The organism is Rhodocytophaga rosea, from assembly GCF_010119975.1.
Taxonomy (GTDB): domain Bacteria; phylum Bacteroidota; class Bacteroidia; order Cytophagales; family 172606-1; genus Rhodocytophaga; species Rhodocytophaga rosea.
Map to the genome: position 1 here is coordinate 7,154,674 of NZ_CP048222.1, position 23,926 is coordinate 7,178,599.

Sequence of the window (23,926 nt, forward strand, 5' to 3'; positions counted from 1 at the left end):
AATGAATATTGCAAGTGCCTCCAGCCTGCCAGATTATTATTTACTTGTTTTCCTTAGAGGAGGTTTATGAAAAACACAAGATTATTTATAATAATTCCTTTTATGAGTAAAGAATACTTGTTTAAAATCCGTCTTTTTTCTCTTCTTTCTTTTTCTCTTCAGGCTTTTCCGTCTTTTTTACCTGTTCTACCGGTTTATTACTTATACCTCTGTAATCCCGGTTGAACCGCTCCATAAAAATCTGTTTTTCATCTGGCGACCCCATCAGGAATCCGAACTGGCCGGTTTTACCAGGTCTGGTTTTGGAATTTACCACATCATTAAAGTCTTCGCTGGAAGAAATAATTTGTAACTGCTCTTGTTGAAAGCTGAAATAATACCAGTCTTCTGGTGAAACCTCCAGGTACAGGCTCAGTTCATCTCCGGTAGAGACTTTTCGGATTTCAAGCATTCCTTCAAACTGGGAATTGATATCTTTATTAATAATATTTGATAAGCCGATTTTTCCGGTGCTGTAATATGCTTTATGTTCCTCCGACCATTTTAAATCAACATTAGAAAGCACCATTGCCGTGAGGAATTTTTTGGAAGCATTAAAGAGGGGAATCCATTCCTGTCCTGAGCGGTTTTTGTAATCTTTGGTAGCACCATTTCCAATCAGGGCGGCTAATTTGAGGTATAAGGCTTCTTTGTCTTCATTTGCTTCTTTCTCACCTACACCTTTATCCAGTTTAGTCTGAATAATTCCATCTCCCAGCTTAGAGAGTACCTGTGAAGGCAGATCAAAGTTAAGGGAGAGCAATGTATTAAAGGTATACTCATTGGTAGCCAGTGCAATTTCACCGCTTCCGGCAGAAGACAGGTATTCATTAGGAAGGGTGTTAAACAAATCCAGCTTACCTTCAAGCTTTATCTTTCCATTGGCATCATCCAGCGTAAACTCATTGCCTTCCATTACCACATTATTGGCTTTCTCGGTAGGGGCTACTTTAAATTCATTAATAGAAGGATTGTAGCTTAACTGTCCTTTCGCTATGAAAATATCCTTATCATCCGGATTTTGCTTTTCTGACAGGAATGTACTGTAAATAGACGAAGTGGATTTATCTACATGCAGCCCTGTAGTAAGAGGTACGCCATTGTTATTTAGGTTTTCATCGACATTGATTACAATACTTTCTTGTCCGCCATTGCTCGCATACGGTATCCATGCTCCCAGGGTGGACTGGCTTTTTAAGTCAAGCTTAATAAATCCATCCAGTTGCAGGTTGCGTTCATAGGCTAGCATGGTTACTTTTCCCTTGTAGAGAATTCTGGGAGCAATCAGAAATTTATCTTCTTCAGTTACTTCACCTTGTGCAGCTGTAAATGGACGAGGGGTTTTATTCTTTTTTGTTGCTTCTTCCTGCCGCAATTCAAAATCTCCCAGTTTAATATCAAATTCTTTTTTTTCAGAATTGGTGAATTTGTAAGTAGCATTCCCGGTAAACTTTGATTTTGACAAGATCTGTATATTTCCGTCAATTAGATTGTGGTAGGCATAAATAGTATCAATGGATAGTTTTGCTTTAGCCAGCGGTTCCATTACGGCATTTTCCAAAATCCGCACTACCCCATTATTAGGAATTATTCTGGCATCTGCCGATTGAATGTATGGGATACCTCCGATGTTGAGTGTATACTTTTCAATATTATATAAAGCAAATCTGGCATTAAAGCTTAAATTTTCCTGAGTGGGTTCTAAAGAAGTAAAAGTAGTGGTTTTTACTTCCCCTTCCATTAATACGCTTTTCTTGCCTATATCCCACTTTGCTTTGTTAATCGATGTTTTATAGGCTGCATAAGGGAATTCCAGACTTGCAAATCCGGAAAGTGCAGGGTTTTCACTTGTATTAATGGTAACCAGTCCCTGTGACATATTGAAATCTACGTTCACAAAGTTGGCAAATAATACTGGCTTAGTGATCACATTAGATTTAATGCGGAATTCAGCATCGCCGGCTTTAAACTGGGTTTTGTTAAAATTAAAAGTAGCGGAATAGGTTTCTGAGTCTTTACGGTCTAAAGTACCACTGCCAAATAACCCGGTAGAACGTACTATAATAGTACCTTTAAAGCTTGCCCCAGTTTGTTTATAAATCTCGAAAGGGGTTTCGGTATTAGAGATATTCATGCTATCGGCACGGGGCAACCATTTCAGGCTATAGTTTTTCACACTTACCGCAGGAAAAGAACCGGCTCCAAGCGTAGCTTCTTTAATTTCTGCAGAAGGGCCTTTAGCTATAACTGAATCTGGGGTAAACACAATATCTTTGGAGGTCAGGGTAGTACTTAGGTGCTCAATAGTGCCAGAGGTACGCAAGCCTTTCATATCCATTACAATATCGCCTGTAAACGTAATTTTGGAATTTGAATCATACAGGTTATAATACGGCTGTGTGGGTTTATGCTTGAAACCAAGTGTATTATCCGACATAGGTACCAATGCTTCCTTGATCGGGGGAAATATTCCATCAGAATAGAATGTGCCCTGGTAATTGGGGTCACGGCTATTTAAACTATCAAGTTTTACGCTCGGAATTTCAAAACGCACATTCCGGTTGTAGGTTCCGGCTATCCTGTCTGACTGGTCAAAGTAAATGGTAGCACCTGATTCTACGTTAAGCCTGGGATATTCCGGATAGTCTTTTAAACCTGCTTTGTTATTAGGTTTATTGATATACAAAGTACCAGCACCATAGCGGATTTCACCACCTAGTTCCTTCTTGTTATTTTTCTTGATTGATTCCTGGGAAGTAAACAGAATAGTATCAATCTGGGGCATTTCTACCGTAAATTCATCGTACAGGAAGAAAAAGCCAGTTCCTTTAAATTTATACGTTCCGGCAGCTACCTCTCCATCCAATAGGAAGTTGCGGTCTTTCAAAAGTTTTATTTCCTTATTTCTTGGTTTGATGGAAACATTCAGTTTATCACTCAGATAAAAGCGTTCAATACCCCGCACCACTAACTCATTACTGCTTAGATTGAGTGTGGCATTCGCACCAGATAATACTTTGGATTCTGCCCGGAAGCTGTCGTAGTCACGTTTTTTATTGTCAGCCAGTACATTATGGTCGCCCTTGCGATTCAAGTGAATCTGGCCGGTTTCGACTTCGTAATCAATATACCCTTCCTGGTGCATTTGCATCATGGCACCACGCAAGGTATTTTCATTCATTTTATATTTGGCAGCTACTTCATTGAGGTAAAAGCTTTGCGATTTTACAGTATTGGCATATGTCATCAGCAATTGAAGCGGATGGAAATTATAAATCCCTTTAAGGGAAATATACCTGGTAGAGTCAAAAAAGTCGAAAGACTCAAACACGCCAGGTACTTCATTTCTGGCATTGAGAACATAGAAGTTAATAGAATCCGTATTCATATTCCACTGAAGCCCATCTACGGTAATATCCACTTTATGATAGGTATCTACATAGGGTGTGCCCCGGAAACCACCTTCATGTTTGTTGAGCCTCAGCAAAGGAATGTTCTTATTATAGTTCATTCTGGTAGCCGGGTGAAAAATAGAGTCCTGATTTTGAGGAATGGTGATCCTGACCTGTGGAGAGTAAATCAGAGAGTCTCCGAATTCATATTTATGACCGGCCGTTTTAAATTTGGTGGCTCCATTGGCAACATAATTCAAGGTAGCCGGTTTTTTATTGAGTGATGTGCTGAAGTTACGCTTGCCTACCAGTGAAAAACCACCTTTGTATACCAGGTTATTGCCCAGGTTTTTAATGCTGATGTTGTTGTAATACGACATGAACCTGGGATACTGGGCATCTTCCATGCCTTTATGTTTTTTGCTTTCAAACTCAAACACACCCTCGGCAGGTGCGCTCAGCTTGTCAGGATAGTTCAAGGTAACAGTTTCAGCGGTGAACCTGGGAGAGCGCACATTAAAATTATATTCTTTAATATCACAATATACTTGTGGAAGTCCTGCCATAGCCCAGTCAAACTTACCTCCATTGCCTACAAATACGCCATCTTTAAGCATTAGTGAACCCTTTGTTCCGGTGAGGGGCACAGAGTCGTAAGCAGTAGCAAATACCAGATTGATATTATCAAACATAATGACAGCCCCTTGTACAGTGGGCTGGATAGGTTTTGTAAATACATCATTCATTAGCTCTTCCGCAGGCTCTTCGCTAAACGTGGCATCGGGATTATCCTGAGCAACATCGTCGAATAAAGCTTTTAAATCTTCTTCTTTAGCCTTCTGTTCAGTATTCTCAGTTTCTTGCTTGTTTTCTGGGACTGAGGTTTGTGCTGGTTCTTCTTTAAATGCCAGAGTGAAAGAGCCTCCCTGTACATGCAGCCGGTTGTAATTGGAAGTAAACAGTACTTTTTTCTCAAAGAAGGTGCTTAAAGTAGTAAGAGAGCCAAGTAATTGCTTGCTGTCATACAGATCAACCATTTTCTCAGAAACAAATAACAGATTGTCGAGTTCAGAAGCAGAAAGGTTTTGTATGGTAAGAGCGCTGGTTACGGTTTTGAAAAAAGGCTGGAAATGACTGGCTGGTTTATACCGTTTAGCCACCATTTTCTTGGCAATACTAATGGTTTTTACTTTCTGGGCTTCACTGAAACGGGTACTCCATACGGCTTCAAAATCCTGTCCTGCTTTAATGGCTTCCGGACTTTTAGAACTGGCCATCATTGCTGTTACATTTGCCATAAACTCATCGGGTTTATCCGATAACTTGTATTGAGCATTCACCAGAAGGGGTGAAAGGCTCAATAACAGTATGGCAAGTATATGTCTGGTCTTCATATTTATATATAAATAATAGCTTGGTATATATCTAAAGGGTACTTGAACCGGCATTTACTTCTGGAATACCAGCGATGCCCATTCATTTTTAACCTTCTGATTTTTCTTTATTAACTGCTGTGCAACGGCAATTTTTTCAATTTCTGCAATATCCCTTTCATAAAAACCGCTCAGCAGCAAACAACCATCCATACCTAATAAGGAGGCATAGGCAGGTATTTCCTGTAAAAGCACATTCCGGTTGATATTTGCCAGAATAATTTGATATGCCTCTTGCAAAACAACTTCTTTAATGGTTCCCTGTTGTACGCTGGTTTGCTGGCAGTGATTGATCTCAAAATTTTCTTTTGTATTTTCTACCGCCCATTCATCTGTATCGAAGGCATCTAGGGCTGCTGCGCCAAGTTTGCAGGCCATAATCGATAAAATGCCTGTTCCGCATCCTACATCTAGTACCTGTTTTTCCTGATGAGAAATCTCCAGTTGATTTTCAAGCATCAAAGCAGTAGTTTCATGATGGCCTGTGCCAAACGACATTTTTGGGTTTATGATAATCTCATATGGATAGCTTTCGGCAATGGAATGGAAGGAGGCTCTCACGATGCAGGAATTGCCGATGCGGATAGGATGATAACTTTTTTCCCATTCCTCATTCCAGTTTTTCTGCTCCGTTTGTTCAAAAGTATAGTGTATTCTTACCTGGGGTTCATATTTTTGCTGGAGGCTTTTCAGCTCATTTTCTTCGAAGAGGGAGTCCTGGATGAAGGCATCCACCCCTTGTTCCGTTTCAACGAAGGATTCAAAGCCAATCTGGGCCAGTTCGGCAATTAAAATCTCCGAAAAGGCAGTATCTACCTCTATTTTTACGGCTATAAAATCCAAAATTCTAAATTTCCCCTGTTTAACTAAAAATCGTAATTTATCAATAAATTATGCTTAGCCAACTGCATAAGCCATTTCAACCTTACATATGTAGGCATTGGCCAGTAGTCATGAGTTATTGGAGTATAGTAAATATTCCATCTCATAGATTAAGTAATGTGCAGATATTCAAACACTACTAAACAACGATTACTGGCCAATGACAAATTTTACCGGCAACCGGCAAAAGATTTGGTTTCCGTATAATATACTTTAAAATCAGCCCGGTTTTTATCTTTCTCGATATAAATCCGGTATTGCGCTAATCCTCTGTTGGTGGTTGGAAACCAGTTGCCGCTTTTATCAGCAAAGAGCTGGTTATCTTCTTTAAAAACCACCAGATCTGCAAAGCTTTCTTCCTCTTCAATATAAATTGAGAAATCGGCAAAGGATTTCTCTTGCTCAAAATAAACGGTGCCGAAAATATCACACAGCCGCTTGTTTTGTGCCCTTGCCTGCTGACCGGAAAAACTAAGCAGTAGTACAAAACACAACATTAACAGGTATTTCATGAATGAGTTCTTCTTTAGCGTAATTAAAACGATTTAATAATATCCGTAAAATCTCTGGATTTAAGGGAAGCCCCGCCTATCAATCCGCCATCTACATCCGGACAGGCAAACAACTCTCGGGCGTTACCTGGATTAGCGCTTCCTCCATATAAAATACTGATGTTATCTGCCATTTGCTCACCATATTTACCGGCCAAGTGCTTCCGTAACATCGCATGCATTTCCTGTGCTTGTGCGCTGGTAGCCGTTTTACCGGTACCAATTGCCCAGATGGGTTCATAAGCAATAACGATTTTTTGAATCTGGCTGGTATCTAAATGGAACAAACTTTCTGTTAGTTGCTGGCGCACAAAATCAAAATGTATGCCTTTCTCGCGCTGTTCCAGGGATTCTCCACAGCAAAAAATAGGTTGTAACTGAGCAGCTAACAGCAGATTCACTTTTTCAGCCAGTTGTGCATTGGTTTCATTGAAATATTGCCGGCGTTCACTGTGCCCGATAATTACGTATGATGCCCCAACCGATTTGAGCATATCCACAGAAACTTCACCTGTAAAAGCACCGGAAGCTTTATGATAACAATTCTGAGCGCCCAGGGAAATATTGCTTTGAGATTCAATCAGTTTGCCTACAGCATACAAAGATATAAATGGGGGGCAAAGTACTACCTGAACATCAGAATTTACTTCGTCTTTTACCATATTTACTACTTCGGAGGCCAGTTGCTGTGCTTCGCTGAGGGTTTTGTTCATTTTCCAGTTGCCTGCTACAATTTTTTTTCTCATACAATTGTGTGTTATCGGGTTTAGAAAAAATAATGAAACCCAAAGATACTATTTACCTGTAGTTTATTTTACAATTGCTATAACTGTTTGATAGGATGATGGGATTTTATCAGTAATTGAGAGAAGGTATAAAAAATCAGTCTATGGTTTTAATTCGGGAGTTAAAGCTTTTGTAGAATATTATGGCCTTCTGAATGCAATACTCCGTTCAATGCCAATCCGGAGACTACCCGTTGTGCAGAATGATTTTTCAATGAAGATAAGTCGAGCGCCTTTATTATATTGATCCGGGTATGTAGGTATTGCAGAATTGATGATTCCCTTGATCAAAGCAATATTTAGTAAATGATCGTTTCGATGAAATTACAGAATGCCTGAATAGAACATTCTGTAATCCTGTCAATCTTAAAATCAGTGCAATCCTGGTTCCGGACCATCGTTTATTTCTGAAAGCAGGAATGGGATTATTTCTTTGATCTGCTGTACCTGCCTGAAATTCTCATGTTCAATATTGTGTTCAATGCGTTCATGCGCCCAGGTAATATGATAGGGCACATGTATACCATGGCCACCTATGTTCAATACAGGTAGTACATCCGATTTTAAGGAGTTGCCTATCATTACAAACTCATCAGGCTTAATATCCAGATGTTTAAGAAGCTTCCGGTAATCCGCTTCACCCTTCTCCGACATAATTTCGATGTGGTGAAAATAATGTTCCAGGCCAGATTTTTTTAGTTTTCTTTCCTGATCGAGTAAATCTCCTTTGGTTGCAACTACCAGCCGGTAATGGCCTTTTAAGGCGGTTAGTACTTCTTCCACGCCATCAAGCAGTTCGATTGGTCTTGCCAGCAAGTCTTTGCCATACCCAATAATTTTATCAACGGCTTCCACACTTACAGTCTTATTAGTAATTTTTAAGGCAGTTTCTATCATAGATAGCATAAACCCTTTTATACCATATCCATAAAGGGTGATATTCTGGATTTCTGTATGCAGTAGTTCCCGGCCAACCGTATGATGCGGCAGATAATCTTCAAATAAACTACAAAATTCCTTCTCTGTTTCCTGGAAATAAGGTTCATTGACCCAGAGAGTATCATCGGCATCGAAGGCAATTACTTTAATAGGCATAATCGGATGGGGTGGTTTTCTTATTGCAATAAAATAGTTGAAACTGGAGTCAATAATAAACGTTTTCTTACATATTTTTCAATACTTTCGATACCGATGATTACTTAAAAGCATAAATAACGATCAACTATTCTGTTATAAATTGATAAGTATAAAAGTGGGTATAAGGTTTTAAACAAAGAATATAATTTTATACCTTAAACGCTTTGTTCCATATCTACTTAATAAGTCATTCAATCCCTATTCAGTTATGCAAACCATTTTAGGCGCAGGCGGCTCTATTGGCCAGGAACTCGCTAAAGAACTTTCTGCCTTTACCAATCAGATCCGTCTGGTAAGCCGGAACCCGCAAAAAGTAAATCCTACAGATGAACTTTTTCCTGCCGACCTTCCCAATCAGGCGCAGATAGACAAAGCAGTCGCAGGCTCGGAGGTGGTGTATATTACAGTCGGTTTTGCTTATGATATAAAAGTATGGCGGGAAAAATGGCCTGCATTGATGAAACATACCATTGATGCCTGCAAGAAGCACAAGGCTAAACTTGTGTTTTTCGATAATGTGTATATGTATGACCGTACCCACCTGTACCACATGACGGAGGAAACGCCTGTAAAGCCTAGCAGCAAAAAAGGAGAAGTACGGGCACAAATTGCCGGAATGTTGATGGATGAAGTGAACCGGGGAAGTCTTACCGCCTTGATTGCAAGGTCAGCTGATTTTCTGGGACCTAAGAACAGTATTATTGTAGAAACAGTATATAAAAATTTACTGGCCGGCAAAAAAGCAGACTGGTTTGCCGATACCTCTAAACTTCATTCCTATACATTCACTCCGGATGCAGCCAAAGCCACAGCCATTCTGGGTAATACGCCAGATGCTTATAACCAGGTATGGCATTTGCCCACTTCCAAGCCCTTAACCGGCAAACAATGGGTAGAACTCTTTGCAAAGGAAATGGGCGTAAAACCAGATGTACGGGCAGTTCCTCTGTGGTTGCTAGGTATACTTGGCTTGTTTAAACCTATTATGAAGGAATTACATGAAATGGCGTATCAATACGACAGGGATTATGTTTTTAAAAGTGACAAATTTGAAAAGCGATTTAATTTTAGGCCTATCAGTCCGGAGGAAGGTGTAAAAACAGTGATTGAGATGCTTCAAAAATAAATACTGCTCTTATAATGATGTTCAGTTACGGCAAGGTCAATTCTAGTGCTAGTTGATGGTTTTAACATATTTTTTATTTTGATCTGCTACCAGGTTCAATTTCTCTTTTCCAATATAGAATTTTTCAGAAGCCCAATGGGTATTAAGGTCTTTTCTCAAATCATCCAGGTAATACTGGCCGGAAACTTCAAAACCGATTAGCGCTAACTCAAATGGATAAATTTGATAGAGGATTGTGAGGGTTTGGTAAAAAAACTTATCTAATGGCTCAGGTGGTTTCGGGATTTCATTCCAGGTGATGTATTCCTGTCCGAATATTTCTTCAATAGCTGAAGTGTAAACACTTATCTCAAACCAGTTATATCCTGTTTCGATAGGGGTCTCCTCTCGTATGTTGAAAGTCTTGAACGGAATTGAATATGCTCCAAGCGTAAGTATTCACTTATGCTGTTTATTATCAATGTCATGTTCGATTTTGTTGAAATCACTATCATAAGGGCCTTCTACATTCTTTAAGGTCCAGATAAATTCAGTGTATGATTTTATTGGTTCTATATCTATACTTTGACACACCTGGATACATAACTCGTAGTACCCTCCAGATCGAAGTTGATTATTTAAAAATACAGCTCTCTTGTCAGCCATTCTGTGGTATTTAATTTATTGTGATTTTAAATACAAACAAGTTACACCCTAACAAGCCTGGCCGCATAGGTTTCGTCTTCTTCGTAGATAATCTGGCAGTGCCAGCCTTCTTCAGAGGCAATTTTATGGAGGGTAGATATATCCAGATAGAGCCATCCGAAGGCTGCGCTTTTTTGATTTTTGTATTCAAACTGATAGGTAACTTCTCCGATATAATGGGTGTAAATATTGGCTTCTTCCAGGTAACTTATGTCGCAGGAATCTAACAGAATTTGCCCGCCAGGCTTTAGGAGTTTTTTTAAATGTTTGAGCAATTTTCTTAAATTCTGAACTGTCTGAGCAATGCCAATGCCATTCATAATGAGAAGAATAGTATTAAACCTGGAGCCTGAATAGGTAAAAATATCACCACAGACTGCCTGGCGGACGCCCCTTTGCTGCATAATATGTACGGCAGCTGGTGAAATATCCAGGGCAGTTACCTCCAATCCTTTTTCTTGCAGCCACAAACTATGGCTTCCCGCACCTGCTCCTGCATCCAGTACTTTTCCTTTGCAAAGGCTGAGCATATACTTTTCCAGGTCGGGCATATAGGATTCGTCCCGGAAAAAAACACTGGCTGGCATCGTTTCTATTTCCCCATAGCTGGTATGTATCAGAAGAAACGCATCTTTATCTCCCTTTACATAATCAGTTAAAGCCTGTCCCAGTATATCGCTCATAATTAATTACGAATTACGAATTACGAATTACGAATTACGAATTACGAATTACGAATTACGAATTACGAATTACGAATTACGAATTACGAATTACGAATTACGAATTACGAATATATTTTATTAGAAGATTATTCTGTAAGTCAATTATTTCACTGTTCACTTGTATCATCTGTTTTCCGGATATGCAAATCCCGCTGGGGATATGGGATTCTGATATTATTTTCCTTGAACATTTTGAAGATAGAAAAACGGATTTCACTTTTAAGGCTCTCGATCCGCCATACATTATAGGTCCAGAAAAGCAGTTCGAATTTCATTCCATTTTCACTAAAATCCTGAAAACGGACAAGAGGAGCCGGTTTTTCAGCTACATCCCGGTGCTGTTTGACACAAGCCAGCAGGGTTTGTTTTACCAGAACCGGATCGCTCCTGTAAGAAGTTGTGAGTGGAATACTGAACCTGGTAAGTTTTTTATTATGGCTCCAGTTGATCACATTGTCTACAATAAATTTAGAATTAGGCACAATAATCGTTACATTATCACGTGTTTCTACTTTAGACGTACGTATGCCAATGGCAGTCACCCGCCCAATCAGGGTATTAATTTCAATAATATCGCCTACCCGGACACTGCCTTCAAATAAGAGGATAAGCCCTGAAACCAGGTCGTTGAAGGTTTGTTGTAAACCTAGGCCAATTCCAACCAGCAGCGCTGCTGAGCCAGCCAGTAAAAGCGAAATACTTATTCCCAGGGCCTGAAAGGTAAACAGGATGGCAATCAGGTAAACAAAGTATTTGATCAGCTGTAGAAAAGCGAATTGTCTTCCTTCATCGATGGTGCCTTTCGAAAAAATCCTTTTTCTGAGCACTTTCTGAATAAACCAAACCAGAAACCGGCTAATGATAATGATAAAAACGACAATGAACAGATCAAAGACGGAGATTTCATAATCTTTAATTTTGAAGATGGTAAACTCCAGAATCCACTTCAGGTTATCTATCATACCAATGGCATAGGTTGAAAATAAAGATAAGTTTAAAAGTTGGCATCGTTTTTAAAGCAAGCAGCGATATGTTTTTAACTATGCCAGGCATCATTTTTTTGGTTTTCTGAGCCCTTTGCTGATCCAGCTAATTATTATTTTTTCTGCTTGAGTGACTAATCTTTCGATAGCATTTGCAAGAATTACATCCGTGAAAAAAACGAATAAAAAGCAAAAATCAAGCAGGAAGCCAAAATTTGTTTTGCGGCTTCTAACAATTATACACCAGTAAATGAAAAACTCAATGAAAGCTTCGGTTTTCTACTGTTTTACACAGATGTATTATTAATGGCTGAAACCCACTAATGATACAGAAGATCTGAAATTTTAGTACAGGGAAGAAGCTTAGATCCAGTTTACGTGTATTACTTAGCGTTATTATTTGGATGCCGATAGTAAAGTAGAGTGATGGGTAAAGGCAGCAAAGAACGGGAAACTAATATTGTTTGCGGATTGGATACTGTACGAAGAGTAGTACGTATTTTCAAAGGGCACCATTTCTGTGTTTCTGGCCGCACATATTCTTCAAACTGATTAATTCTTTTTCCATTTCTCAGGACGGGGAGGTATAGGTGTCAGATATAATTTTTATTTGACCTGTTATTCAGAGAAACGAGCGTATTAGTAAACAAGGGCGGTTAATTGGCCGCCCTTGAAACATAATTCTATATACACCCATTAATGCCTTCCCTTATGACCTTTACGGCCAAAACTACTATTTAAGGTAAGCTCACTTTTAAAAGTACCTGAAGCATCAAAGGAGATACCTGCAAATGTTCCATCTGATTTTTTTATGGCCACAATATAGTTTCCTTCTGCATCCTGTATGGCTTTCTCAATAGTGGCACCAGAATACTGGTTAGTAATATAGGAAGTTAGGGATTCTGGTAGATCGGCTATTGCTACAGGCGTGCCATGTTTGCCTTCATGCGTTTTCTCGCTGATAAAGTTACCTTCCGCATCGAACAGCAGGGCCGCAAGCGTACCATCCTCTTTTTTAATGTGTACAATAAATTCTCCCTGGCTGGTTTTTCCGGCCCGCTCAATGGTTGCCGATTGAAAATTCGTGCTGATGTAAGCCGTTACTTCTGTGGGTAACTCACTGGAATCAAGTTCTGTGAGGTTGCATTTTTTTTCGCCATTCGTGGTAACTGTACTATCAGACAAGCGGGCAGTGCTCGAACTTGCGGCCAGTAAGGTGAAATCTGTTAAATCTTCTTCGTTCGCCTGCGAATCGTCGGCAGGGGAAGAGTCATTTTTTTCGCAGCTCACCAGCGTAATAAAGAAACTCAATAGAACAACCCAAATAAGGTTCGTTTTCATTTTTGTGAATGTTTAAGAATGTTGAAAATAAATACGTGTTGTATGCCGGCCATACAGGTAGAGGTTATTGCATAGAAATAGTATCACAGGTTGATTTCCTGCCTTGATAACGCAATTAAATCCTCTGCTATACTTATGAAAAGCGATGTATAGATAAATAGCCGGTTTGTGTCGGTGAATCCCAAAAAGGGTATATAGGCAGTTTGAATAGCTATTTTGAAGACATGACTAGAGGTAAATTCTTAAATTAATTATTTACCTGACTATCCACTCTTTAATAAAGTTTGAATAGCTGTCGCTGATGGGTAATTCTTTGCCGGAAATGAGCGTGACTTTGCGGTTGAGGATGGATTTTACCTGGTCTATCCTGACTACATAACTGCGGTGAATGCGTTTAAACTGATCAGGCGGCAGTTTATCCAGTACTTTTTTCAAAGGCATCAGTGTCATAATGGGTTTGGCACCTGCCAGATGAAACCGGATGTAATCTTCCAGGCTTTCGATATATTCCACTTCCGCCAGGTTAATTTTGACCAGTTTATATTCAGCATGTACAAATAAACTTTCAGGTGTTTGAGTAGAAGGAGCATGTTTATACTGATAATAATCTATAGCCTTATGCACTGCCCGGGAAAAGCGCTCAAAATCAATAGGCTTTAATAGATAATCCAGAGCTTCCAGCTCAAATCCTTCAAATGCAAATTTTTTATGTGCCGTCGTAAAAATTATGATGGGTTTATCGGGAAGGGAACGCACCAGATCCAGACCTGAAATATCCGGCATCTGAATATCTACAAACAGCAAATCCACCGGAGACTGTTTAAGAAATTCGGCGGCAAACAGCGCATCATCAAACGTTTGCACCAGTTGCAGGGAAGGAAACCTGGCGACATACGTTTTAATTACTTCCAAAGCCAGGGGTTCATCATCAATGGCAATTACTCTAAGTGTCATAGGAAAAGGAATAATCAGCAGGCATCCGCCTGGCAAATGTCAATTTAAGATTTGAGAACCAACTCTACTGTAAACGTTTTCTCATCTGCTGTAATGGTTAATTCATGTGTATTGGGATATAAGTGCGCCAGACGTTTTCTGGTATTACTAAGGCCAATGCCGGTACGTTCGGCTTTATCCGGAAGGGTGAATATGTGGTTCCGGGCAAAAAAACGGATCTGGTTTTCCTCTGCCAGAAGTTTAATAGTAATAGTAGCAGGTTCCTTTTTACTTACCCCATATTTAAAAACATTTTCAACAAAGGTCATCAGAATTAAGGGGCCAATATGCATATTCTCCCTTACTCCTTCAATCTGAATGTCTAGCTGTATATTTTTGCTCAGACGTAACTTTTGTAAATCAATATAATCCAGAATACAGGCAATTTCGCTTTGAAGCGGCACAAAATCTTCGGTTACCTCTTCGGTTACGTAACGCATGATATTGGAAAGTTTCATGATGGCAGTTGCTGTATTCTGGTTGTTAGTAAGGGCTAGGGCATAGATATTATTTAAGGTGTTAAAGAGAAAATGCGGATTGATCTGGGCTTTAAGGAAAGAGAGTTCGGCATTTGCTTTGTCGGCCTCTGCCTGTACCATCCGTTTTTGGATAAGCCGCCATTGTTGTAATGTACCAGTAGCTATACTCATGGCCATGATCATAATAAAAATGAACTGACTCGTGATATCAACCAGAGGCGGCCTTCTTCCGGGTTTGTCTCTGCCTTGTGGAGGTGGATTTGGCCGGCCATTCAGCGAATCTGGTGATTCATAGCGGGGTGGTGGCCTAAACTCCGGCGGAGGAAATGTATTTCTGCCAGTATTTGACTCAATCCTTTCTTGTGGAGGTTTGTTTCTAAATGGAGGATTTCCCGCAGGGTTATGACTGAGCAAGCCGTCGAAAGGCTGTAGCAGATAGACAGCAACAAATCCAATGGCTACTATCAAACCATACAGTAGATACTTTTTTTTCAGGAAGATTTGTGGAAAAACATAATAGGTATGCAGGTAAAAAATACATACATAGCAAAGAATGAATTGCCAGTAATAGCCAGAGGCCAGAATAGAAGCTATGGAGGTGTTGTCTCTCAGTCCATTCATAAACAGCAGCGGGAACACCATAAACAGCAACCATCCGGCCAGGTGAATAATGACATTGGTAGCTTTAGAGTGAATCATTGCGGAAAAATAGTACTTATCTGCTTATATGCCAGCTTGTCCCGGTAAGTTAGCCCAATGTATAGATAAAGGCTTATATATGGGCAGTTGTTTATAATTTACGAATAAATTGCCATCCATTTCACCTCTTTTATAACCTAAAAATAAAGCCCTGCATCGACAGGGCTTTTAAGTAAAAAGAACTATTTAGATGAGCTTTCCTGTGATTACTTCCGCAGGTTCATCAGATCGATAAAAAGATTAAAATTGTCTTTTGAAGCAGAAGAGTAACTCAAATTTAAAGGCTTGATGATGTACCCGGAAACGCCCAGTTCCTGAGAGGCAATTTTATCCTGTTCCTGGTCGGAGGTGGTCATTACAAATACCTTAATATCTTTTAATTCTTCATCGGAGCGGAGTTCACTTAAAAATTCCAGCCCATTCATTTTGGGCATATTAATATCAAGCATAATAATGCTGGGCAGGGGATTTATCTTTTCCGCACCTTTTCCCCGGAGCATATTCAATGCCTCCTGTCCGTTTCGGGCAATGTAAAGCTTATGCACTACATTCATTTTCCGGAGGGTTCTTTCCACAATCATGGTATCCAGGTAATCGTCTTCTACCAACAGTATATTTGCAATTTTGTCAAGCATAAAATAAAGAGGTCATATATGGTAATTAAAAGAGAGAAGGCCAGCCAGATGACTATATCCGCTCAATATAAGTCAATAACGTTCTGTTTTCAAAAAAAATATTAATTTTTTGGCCAGGTAAAAGTAAAAGCAGCCCCTTTGCCGGCTTGAGAATCTACTTTAATGGTACACTTTTTATCATCCAGGATTTTTTTTACGATGGCTAAACCTACTCCTGTACTTTCAAACGCATCCCTTTCTTTTAATGTTTGAAAAACAATAAATATCTTTTCGTGATACTGCGGTTCAATTCCCGGGCCATCATCGGTAACTGAAAATGCATAGTGTGTATCGTTGTCATGATAAGTAATGCTGATTTTTCCCTCCGGCAGATGATGATATTTTATAGCATTACTGAGCAGATTGATAAATACTTGCTGCAAAGGAACTCTTTCGGTGAGCAGAACAGGCATATCGGGCTGTATAGAAACCTGTATACCTGGCTGGGGAGCGAGCATTTCTATGAGTTCTTGCAGCATGAGTTCTACATTCACCAGCTCTAACGGACTTTTGTGACGGCCAACCCTTGCCAGTTCCAGAATGCCATTGATCAGATTCTCCATACGGCGGATACGGCCTCTCATTAAAGTAAGGTATTCTTTTACCTGCTCTGGCAACTGATTGCCATAATCTTCTTCTATCCAGGTAGAGGCATTCTCGATGCCACGCAGCGGCGCTTTTAAATCGTGAGAAACCACATAAGCAAACCGGTCGAGTTCGATGTTCTTTCGCTCCAGTTCAGATATATTCTCACTCAGGGTCCGGGCCATCCTATTAAGCGAAGTAGACAAATGGCTCAATTCATCTTTGGCCGTGTCTTTCATTTGCACATTCAGATTGCCGCTCGCAATTTGCCCGGCCAGCGTTACCATGCTGTTGATCCGCTGCGAAATTCTGTAACTAATGTAAACGGCAATGGCCAGGCCAATAAAAATAGAAAGAGAAGTAAGGGAAAAGGATATAAATTCTGTTCCTGCAACTGATGCTGTTAAGGCTTTGCCCCGTTCGTCACGAAGGTTATATTCGTAATTGTTAAACTCCCTGAATTTATCCCGGATCTGCTTGCGGATATTTCTTTCAGTACGGTTTCCATCTTTACTGTTATACAGGGAAGAAAAACTCTTATGATCCGTATCAACCAGTACCGCCTGTTGTTTGGCAGCGATCAGGGGCTGGGCAAACTCGTGTTCCCATTGTTCATGTAGACGCCGGATTTCAGCCAGACGCTCCTGCTGAAAGGAATGTTCCTGAATTAAGGTGTGTAGTTCTGCGATTAATGTTTCATTTTCGGAAGCTGCGGAATCAAAAGGTTCCAGAAAGGAATTCTCTCCTGTAAACAGAAATCCCCTCAGGCCACTTTCCATTTCAGTCAGGTTGCGCTGAAAACGGAGGGAATTGCGTATTACCACCTGTGATTTATACACCCAGTCGGTGTTTTCCTTCACTTTCAGCGATTGCCTGTAATTAACAAAAGTGGTAACAGAGAACAAAAACAGAATAACAATAAAACCTGCAAATATGAGTATAGCAATTCGCATAGAATATTAGCACATTGAGCGAATGAGAGATTGAGTGAATTTATACCATTTAGTATAAAATACACTCAATCTCTCATTCACCTAATCACACAATTTATTTGTATAGCCAGATCCGCATCAGGGATAGTAACTGGTCTACCTTTACCGGCTTGGTAATATAATCGGAAGCTCCAGCCTCAATACATTTCTGCCGGTCGCCTTTCATCGCTTTGGCCGTTACAGCAATAATGGGCAAGGTACTATTTTTATTCTCCCGCCGGATCTTCTGGGTAGTTTCGTACCCATCCATCTCTGGCATCATAATATCCATTAATACCATGTCGATATGCGGATTTTCATTCAGTACGCTAATAGCTTCCCGGCCGCTTTCTGCCGTAATGGCATTGATATTATAACGTTCAAAAGCAGTAGTGAGGGCAAACAGGTTCCGTACATCATCATCTACAATCAATACATGTTTCCCTACGAGTACATCTTCCTTCAAACGCATACTTTCAATGAGCCGCCGCTGGGGTTCAGGAAGGGTTTTATGATCGATATGCAATTGCATAATCATTTCTTCCAGCAGCAAATCCAGGGATTTTACATCTTTAAGGATTACATTTTTGGTAAGCTGCTTGAGCAGAGTCATTTCTTTATCTGAAAAATCTCTGGCCGAATAAATAATGAGCGGTGTAAGCTGCATATTTTTATCTGCATTGATCCGCTTCATCAACTCTATACCAGATATATCAGGCAGCATGTAGTCCAGCACAATACAGTCAAAGGGTTTTTCCTGCAATAGCTCAATCGCCTTGGTTCCGGTTTCGGCAATGGTAATATTGATATCGTTTTGCTGAAGCATCTTTACAATCCCAGAATAATCCATCTCATTATCTTCGATCAGGAGCAGGCTTTTGGTTTTCTTCTCGTTGATCTGCAGAATATCTGTAAAGAGCAGATTCAGGTCCTCATTCTTTAATGGCTTCAGTAAGAAACTCCTGGCACCACGTTTGTAGGCCAGTTGCCGGTTTTCTTCCCCCGAAATCAGATAGATCGGGATATGCCTGAAATTAAGGTCGTTTTTAAATAAATCCAGTACTTTCCAGCCACTGGTATCTGGCAATTTGATATCCAGTGTAACTGCTACCGGATTGTAGGTATTGACCAGGCCAAATACTTCGCTGTAAGTAGTAGCAATTACTACTTTCAGATCAATTTCATGCGCCTTTTCAATCATGATCTTGGCAAAACGGATGTCATCTTCCACTACCAGTAGTACTTTATCCTGCGATTGAATATTAGCCCTGTCATCACCTGTTTCATTGATCATCTCGCTTACTGCCTCCAGATGCCGGGCATCCATAGAAGAAGACGGGCTCAGTGTGGTCAGGGATTTTACCAGGGATTTATCCAGATCGGTAGGTGCTTTATCTACCAGTAGCAGATTGTTTAAAGCATCTTTTTCAACGCCCGGAATGGGTTCCAGTGGCAGGAATAAGGTAAAGGTGCTTCCCTGGTTTACATAACTTTCCAGCTCAATGGTACCGCCCAGCAGTTCAGCCAGACCCCGGCTGATAGACAAGCCAAGACCAGTTCCGCCATATTTGCGGCTGGTTGAACCTTCCGCCTGCTGGAATGCTTCGAATATAATGCCTTGCTTGTCTTTAGAAATACCGATACCAGTGTCCGAAATAGAGAAAGCCACTACATTTTTAGCCATATCCAGGTTCGTATTGCGGCTCCTCCAGTTCTTATTGGCTTTGTACATCTTCAGTTTTACCTCCCCTTTTTCTGTGAACTTAAAGGCATTGGAAAGCAGATTTTTGAGAATCTGGTTCAACCGCTGCAAGTCAGTCTCAATGATATCTGGCAGATTATTTTCCACTTCTATATTGAAACGCAGATGCTTGGCTTCGGAAATAGGTTTGAAGGTAGTTTCCACAAACGAACTGATCTCCCGGAAACGTACGGGCAGGAATTCAGCCGTAATAAAGCCAGATTCAATTTTAGAAAGATCCAGAATATCGTTGATAAGCTGAATGAGATCATCGCCGCAGGAGTGAATAGTTTTGGCAAAACGTACCTGTTTTTCGCTCAAATTGCCTTCCGGATTTTCGTATAACTGCTGTGCCAGAATAAGCAAGCTATTGAGCGGCGTACGTAATTCATGAGACATATTAGCCAGGAACTCCGATTTGTACTTGGAAGTAAGCGTGAGCTGCTCGGCTTTTTCTTCCAGTGATTTTCTGGCTTCTTCCACTTCTTTGTTTTTGGCTTCTACTTCATCTTTTTGTTTTACGAGCAGCAGCGCTTTATCCTGCAATTCCTCATTGGTTCTCCGGAGTTCATCTGCCAACGACTGGGACTGCGTGAGAAGTTCTTCCGTACGGGAGTTGGTTTCAATGGTATTAAGAACAATGCCAATGCTTTCTGTTAACTGGCCCAGGAAGTCTAAGTGCGTTTCGCTGAAATAATCGAAAGAGGCAAGCTCAATAACGGCTTTTACTTTGGTTTCAAACAATACAGGCAATACGATCAAACTCAATGGTTTGGCTTCTCCCAGGGCTGAGCTGATTTTGATGTATTCACTCGGTACATTGGTAAGAAGAATGCGTTCTTTTTCGATGGCACACTGGCCCACCAGGCCTTCTCCGATGGCAAATTCTCTCGGTACATTCTTATCTTCCTTGTAAGCATAGGCAGCGAATAGTTTCAGCCTTACATTCTGTAGTTCATCGTCCTGCTGTAAGATATAAAATGCGCCATAGGGTGCAGAAACTACTTGCGCCAGTTCCGATAGAATGCGGTTGGTTACGGTGTTAAGGTCTTTCTGGCCTTGCAACATCTGTGTAAACTTAGCCAGGTTAGATTTCAGCCAGTCTTGCTCTTGGTTACGCAAGGTAGTTTCTTTCAGGTTGGCAATCATCTGGTTGATGGTATCTTTTAAGGCTTCCAGCTCTCCTTTGGCTTCCACCCGGATGGTTCTGGTTAAATCACCTTTGGTTACGGCAGAGGCTACTTCTGAAATGGAACGAACCTGGGTTGTTAAATTGGCTGCCAGCTGGTTTACGTTCTCTGTCAAATCCTTCCAGGTTCCGGAAGCGCCAGGTACACTGGCTTGTCCGCCTAACCGGCCTTCTACCCCTACTTCCCGGGCTACTGTGGTCACCTGGTCGGCAAATACTGCCAGCGTATCAATCATTTCGTTGATTGTATCAGTTAATTGTGCCAGTTCACCTAATGCATTGATCGAAAGCTTTTGTTTCAGGTTTCCTTTCGCCACAGAGGTTACTACTTTGGCAATTCCCCGCACCTGGTTGGTCAGGTTCCCTGCCATCTGGTTTACAGAATCCGTGAGATCTTTCCATACCCCACCAACCCCTTTTACTGTAGCTTGTCCGCCTAATTTTCCTTCCGTTCCTACTTCCCGTGCCACACGAGTTACTTCAGAAGCAAAGGAATTGAGCTGATCCACCATCGTATTAATGGTGTTTTTCAAATCCATCATTTCCCCCTTCACATCAATAACTACGGTTTTCGACAAGTCGCCACTGGCAACGGCTTTAGTTACTTCCGCAATATTCCGCACCTGAGAAGTCAGGTTACCAGACATCTGGTTTACAGAGTCTGTTAAGTCTTTCCAGGTTCCGGCAACCCCAGGTACGAACGCCTGACCACCTAGTTTACCATCCGTTCCTACTTCCCTGGCTACCCTGGTTACTTCAGAAGCAAAACCACGAAGCTGGTCAACCATTGTATTGATGGTTTCTTTCAACTGCAGGATTTCACCCCGAACGTCTACCGTGATTTTCTTCGACAAGTCGCCATTGGCCACAGCGATGGATACATCGGCAATATTTCTGAGCTGGGCTGTTAAGTTTCCGGCCATCTGGTTTACAGAATCGGTTAATCCTTTCCATACCCCACCTACGCCTTTTACCGTGGCTTGGCCGCCTAATTTTCCTTCCGAACCTACTTCACTAGCCACCCTTGTTACTTCAGAAGCGAAAGAGTTGAGCTGATCCACCATCGTATTAATAGTATTTTTCAATTCCAGCATCTCGCCCTTTACATCCACCGTGATTTTCTTAGATAAATCACCTTTCGCCACAGCCGTAGTTACTTCCGCAATATTTCGTACCTGATTCGTCAGGTTATCAGCCATTTTATTTACAGAATCGGTTAAATCTTTCCAGGTACCACCTACACCCAATACATTCGCCTGTCCACCTAATTGTCCTTCAGAACCTACCTCTCTGGCCACCCTTGTTACCTCCGAACCAAAAGAATTGAGCTGATCTACCATCGTGTTGATCACGTTCTTGATCTCCAGTATCTCGCCTTTTACATCCACTGTAATTTTCTGGGTCAAATCACCACTGGCAATAGCGGTAGCCACTTTGGATACGTCCCGGAGTTGAACCGTCAGATTACCTGCCAACTGGTTTACGTTATCTGTTAAGTCCTTCCATACACCGGCGACTCCAGGCACATTTGCCTGTCCACCGAGCTGCCCTTCTGACCCCACTTCTCTGGCTACCCTTGTTACTTCAGAAGAGAAGGAGTTCAACTGGTCCACCATCGTGTTGATGGTGTTTTTTAGCTCCAACAGCTCACCTTTGGCATCCACGGTGATTTTCTTGGACAGATCGCCCTTCGCCACAGCGGTAGTTACCCCGGCAATATTGCGCACCTGAGCCGTTAAATTCCCTGCCATCTGGTTTACAGAATCCGTAAGGTCTTTCCATACCCCACCAACACCTTTCACTGTTGCTTGTCCGCCCAGTTTTCCTTCGGTTCCTACTTCCAAAGCCACACGAGTTACCTCAGAAGCGAAAGAGTTGAGCTGATCCACCATGGTATTAATGGTATTCTTTAACTCCAGCATTTCTCCTTTTACGTCCACGGTGATTTTACGGGAAAGGTCACCATTTGCAACAGCGGTAGTTACTCCGGCAATATTTCTCACCTGATTAGTGAGGTTACCAGCCATCTGGTTTACAGAATCCGTAAGGTCTTTCCACACGCCACCAACCCCTTTTACTGTGGCCTGACCGCCTAATTTTCCTTCGGTTCCTACTTCTAATGCCACCCTTGTTACTTCAGAAGAGAAGGAATTAAGCTGATCCACCATTGTATTGATTACATTCTTGATCTCCAGTATCTCGCCTTTTACATCCACTGTAATTTTTTGAGTCAAGTCGCCGCTGGCAATAGCGGTGGCCACTTTGGATACGTCCCGGAGCTGAACTGTCAAGTTCCCGGCTAACTGGTTTACATTATCTGTTAAATCCTTCCACACACCGGCTACCCCTTTTACCTCCGCCTGACCACCCAGTTTTCCTTCCGAACCTACTTCTCTGGCAACGCGAGTTACCTCGGAGGAGAAGGAGTTCAACTGGTCCACCATCGTGTTGATGGTGTTTTTTAGCTCCAGCAGCTCACCTTTGGCATCCACGGTAATTTTCTTGGACAGATCGCCCTTCGCTACAGCGGTAGTTACCCCGGCAATATTGCGCACCTGAGCCGTTAAGTTCCCTGCCATCTGGTTTACAGAATCAGTTAAGTCTTTCCATACCCCACCAACTCCCTTTACTGTCGCCTGTCCGCCTAGCTTTCCTTCTGTTCCTACTTCCAAAGCTACCCTAGTTACTTCCGAACCAAAGGAATTAAGCTGATCCACCATCGTATTAATGGTATTTTTCAGTTCCAGCATTTCACCTTTCACGTCTACGGTGATTTTTTTAGATAAGTCTCCCCGGGCAATAGCAGTGGTTACTTCGGCAATATTTCTCACCTGGTTGGTGAGGTTCCCTGCCATCTGGTTTACAGAATCTGTCAAGTCTTTCCACACGCCACCTACGCCTTTTACTTTCGCCTGCCCACCCAGTTTTCCTTCTGAGCCTACCTCTCTTGCTACTCTGGTTACTTCCATAGAAAACAGGTTGAGCTGTTTTACCATGTCGTTTACCTCTTTTGCAATCCGCAGGAATTCTCCTTGCAGCATATTTCCCTCAATCTGAAGAGGCATTTCCTGGGAAAGGTTTCCTTTTGCTACCGAACTGATTACGTGAGCGATCTCAATGGTGGGATGCACCAGATCAGAAATCAGGGTGTTGAGTGTATCTACGCCTGTGATCCAGGAACCTTTTGCATTGGGCAGGTCCAGACGCTGGGTGAGTTTCCCTTGTTTACCGATGGTATTACCAGCTTTGGTAAACTCAAGCATCATTCTTTCATTCAGATCGATAATGTCATTGAGGGTATCACAGATTTTTCCATTCAAACCATACCGGTCGATGGGCATACGAACGGCGAAGTTGCCGTTTTTTACCTCCATTAACACCTGTAGTAGTTCTTTCGCATCCAGGGTGTTGCTGTCTTCCTGGACTCCATTACTAACAATTGTTTCCATTAATATTATTTTAGGGCTGGGTTTAATCGTTCAAAATAATGAAAATTATTGAAAATTATAAAAATGTT

Annotated in this window: 14 protein-coding genes; 1 reads left to right on the forward strand and 13 read right to left on the reverse strand. The window is 41.3% G+C overall.

The genetic code is table 11. The annotated features are described in order from the left end of the window. Positions 1 to 121: 121 nt before the first annotated feature. The 5 genes from GXP67_RS29430 to GXP67_RS29450 form a co-directional block, all read right to left on the reverse strand. Positions 122 to 4,825: a hypothetical protein gene (locus GXP67_RS29430; protein WP_162446448.1), complete on the reverse strand. Its 4,704-nt coding sequence runs from the start codon at positions 4,823 to 4,825 to the stop codon at positions 122 to 124. A gap of 54 nt (positions 4,826 to 4,879) precedes the next feature. Next, a complete protein-coding gene (gene prmA / locus GXP67_RS29435) occupies positions 4,880 to 5,707 on the reverse strand; it encodes a 50S ribosomal protein L11 methyltransferase (protein WP_162446449.1) in 828 nt (275 codons plus the stop codon). Between the two features lie 209 nt (positions 5,708 to 5,916). Beyond that, positions 5,917 to 6,258: a 7(1) septoil knot domain-containing protein gene (locus GXP67_RS29440; protein WP_162446450.1), complete on the reverse strand. Its 342-nt coding sequence runs from the start codon at positions 6,256 to 6,258 to the stop codon at positions 5,917 to 5,919. A gap of 23 nt (positions 6,259 to 6,281) precedes the next feature. Further along, positions 6,282 to 7,043 carry a triose-phosphate isomerase gene (gene tpiA, locus GXP67_RS29445; protein ID WP_162446451.1) on the reverse strand — a complete coding sequence of 254 codons (762 nt, stop codon included), beginning with the start codon at positions 7,041 to 7,043 and terminating at the stop codon, positions 6,282 to 6,284. Positions 7,044 to 7,454: 411 nt separating this feature from the next. Beyond that, positions 7,455 to 8,177, reverse strand: a complete 723-nt coding sequence (locus GXP67_RS29450) for an HAD family hydrolase (RefSeq protein ID WP_162446452.1) — start codon at positions 8,175 to 8,177, stop codon at positions 7,455 to 7,457. A 250-nt stretch (positions 8,178 to 8,427) separates the two neighbouring features. Here GXP67_RS29450 and GXP67_RS29455 point away from each other — a divergent pair, with 250 nt between their 5' ends. Then, positions 8,428 to 9,345, forward strand: coding sequence for an NAD(P)H-binding protein (locus GXP67_RS29455; protein WP_162446453.1), 918 nt, complete (start codon positions 8,428 to 8,430; stop codon positions 9,343 to 9,345). 686 nt (positions 9,346 to 10,031) lie between these two features. Here GXP67_RS29455 and GXP67_RS29460 read toward each other — a convergent pair. The 8 genes from GXP67_RS29460 to GXP67_RS29495 form a co-directional block, all read right to left on the reverse strand. Beyond that, positions 10,032 to 10,712 (reverse strand): class I SAM-dependent methyltransferase, encoded by a 681-nt coding sequence (locus tag GXP67_RS29460; protein WP_197901580.1) that lies wholly within the window; start codon positions 10,710 to 10,712, stop codon positions 10,032 to 10,034. Between the two features lie 149 nt (positions 10,713 to 10,861). Then, positions 10,862 to 11,716, reverse strand: a complete 855-nt coding sequence (locus tag GXP67_RS29465; protein WP_162446454.1) for a mechanosensitive ion channel family protein — start codon at positions 11,714 to 11,716, stop codon at positions 10,862 to 10,864. Positions 11,717 to 12,433: 717 nt separating this feature from the next. After that, positions 12,434 to 13,078, reverse strand: coding sequence for a PepSY-like domain-containing protein (locus GXP67_RS29470; protein WP_162446455.1), 645 nt, complete (start codon positions 13,076 to 13,078; stop codon positions 12,434 to 12,436). Positions 13,079 to 13,333: 255 nt separating this feature from the next. Next, a complete protein-coding gene (locus tag GXP67_RS29475; RefSeq protein WP_162446456.1) occupies positions 13,334 to 14,032 on the reverse strand; it encodes a LytR/AlgR family response regulator transcription factor in 699 nt (232 codons plus the stop codon). A gap of 44 nt (positions 14,033 to 14,076) precedes the next feature. Then, positions 14,077 to 15,249 carry a sensor histidine kinase gene (locus GXP67_RS29480; protein ID WP_162446457.1) on the reverse strand — a complete coding sequence of 391 codons (1,173 nt, stop codon included), beginning with the start codon at positions 15,247 to 15,249 and terminating at the stop codon, positions 14,077 to 14,079. A 206-nt stretch (positions 15,250 to 15,455) separates the two neighbouring features. After that, positions 15,456 to 15,884, reverse strand: coding sequence for a response regulator (locus GXP67_RS29485; protein WP_162446458.1), 429 nt, complete (start codon positions 15,882 to 15,884; stop codon positions 15,456 to 15,458). A gap of 101 nt (positions 15,885 to 15,985) precedes the next feature. Next, positions 15,986 to 17,461, reverse strand: a complete 1,476-nt coding sequence (locus tag GXP67_RS29490; RefSeq protein WP_162446459.1) for a sensor histidine kinase — start codon at positions 17,459 to 17,461, stop codon at positions 15,986 to 15,988. A gap of 94 nt (positions 17,462 to 17,555) precedes the next feature. Further along, a complete protein-coding gene (locus GXP67_RS29495; RefSeq protein ID WP_162446460.1) occupies positions 17,556 to 23,858 on the reverse strand; it encodes a HAMP domain-containing protein in 6,303 nt (2,100 codons plus the stop codon). Between the last annotated feature and the right edge of the window lie 68 nt (positions 23,859 to 23,926).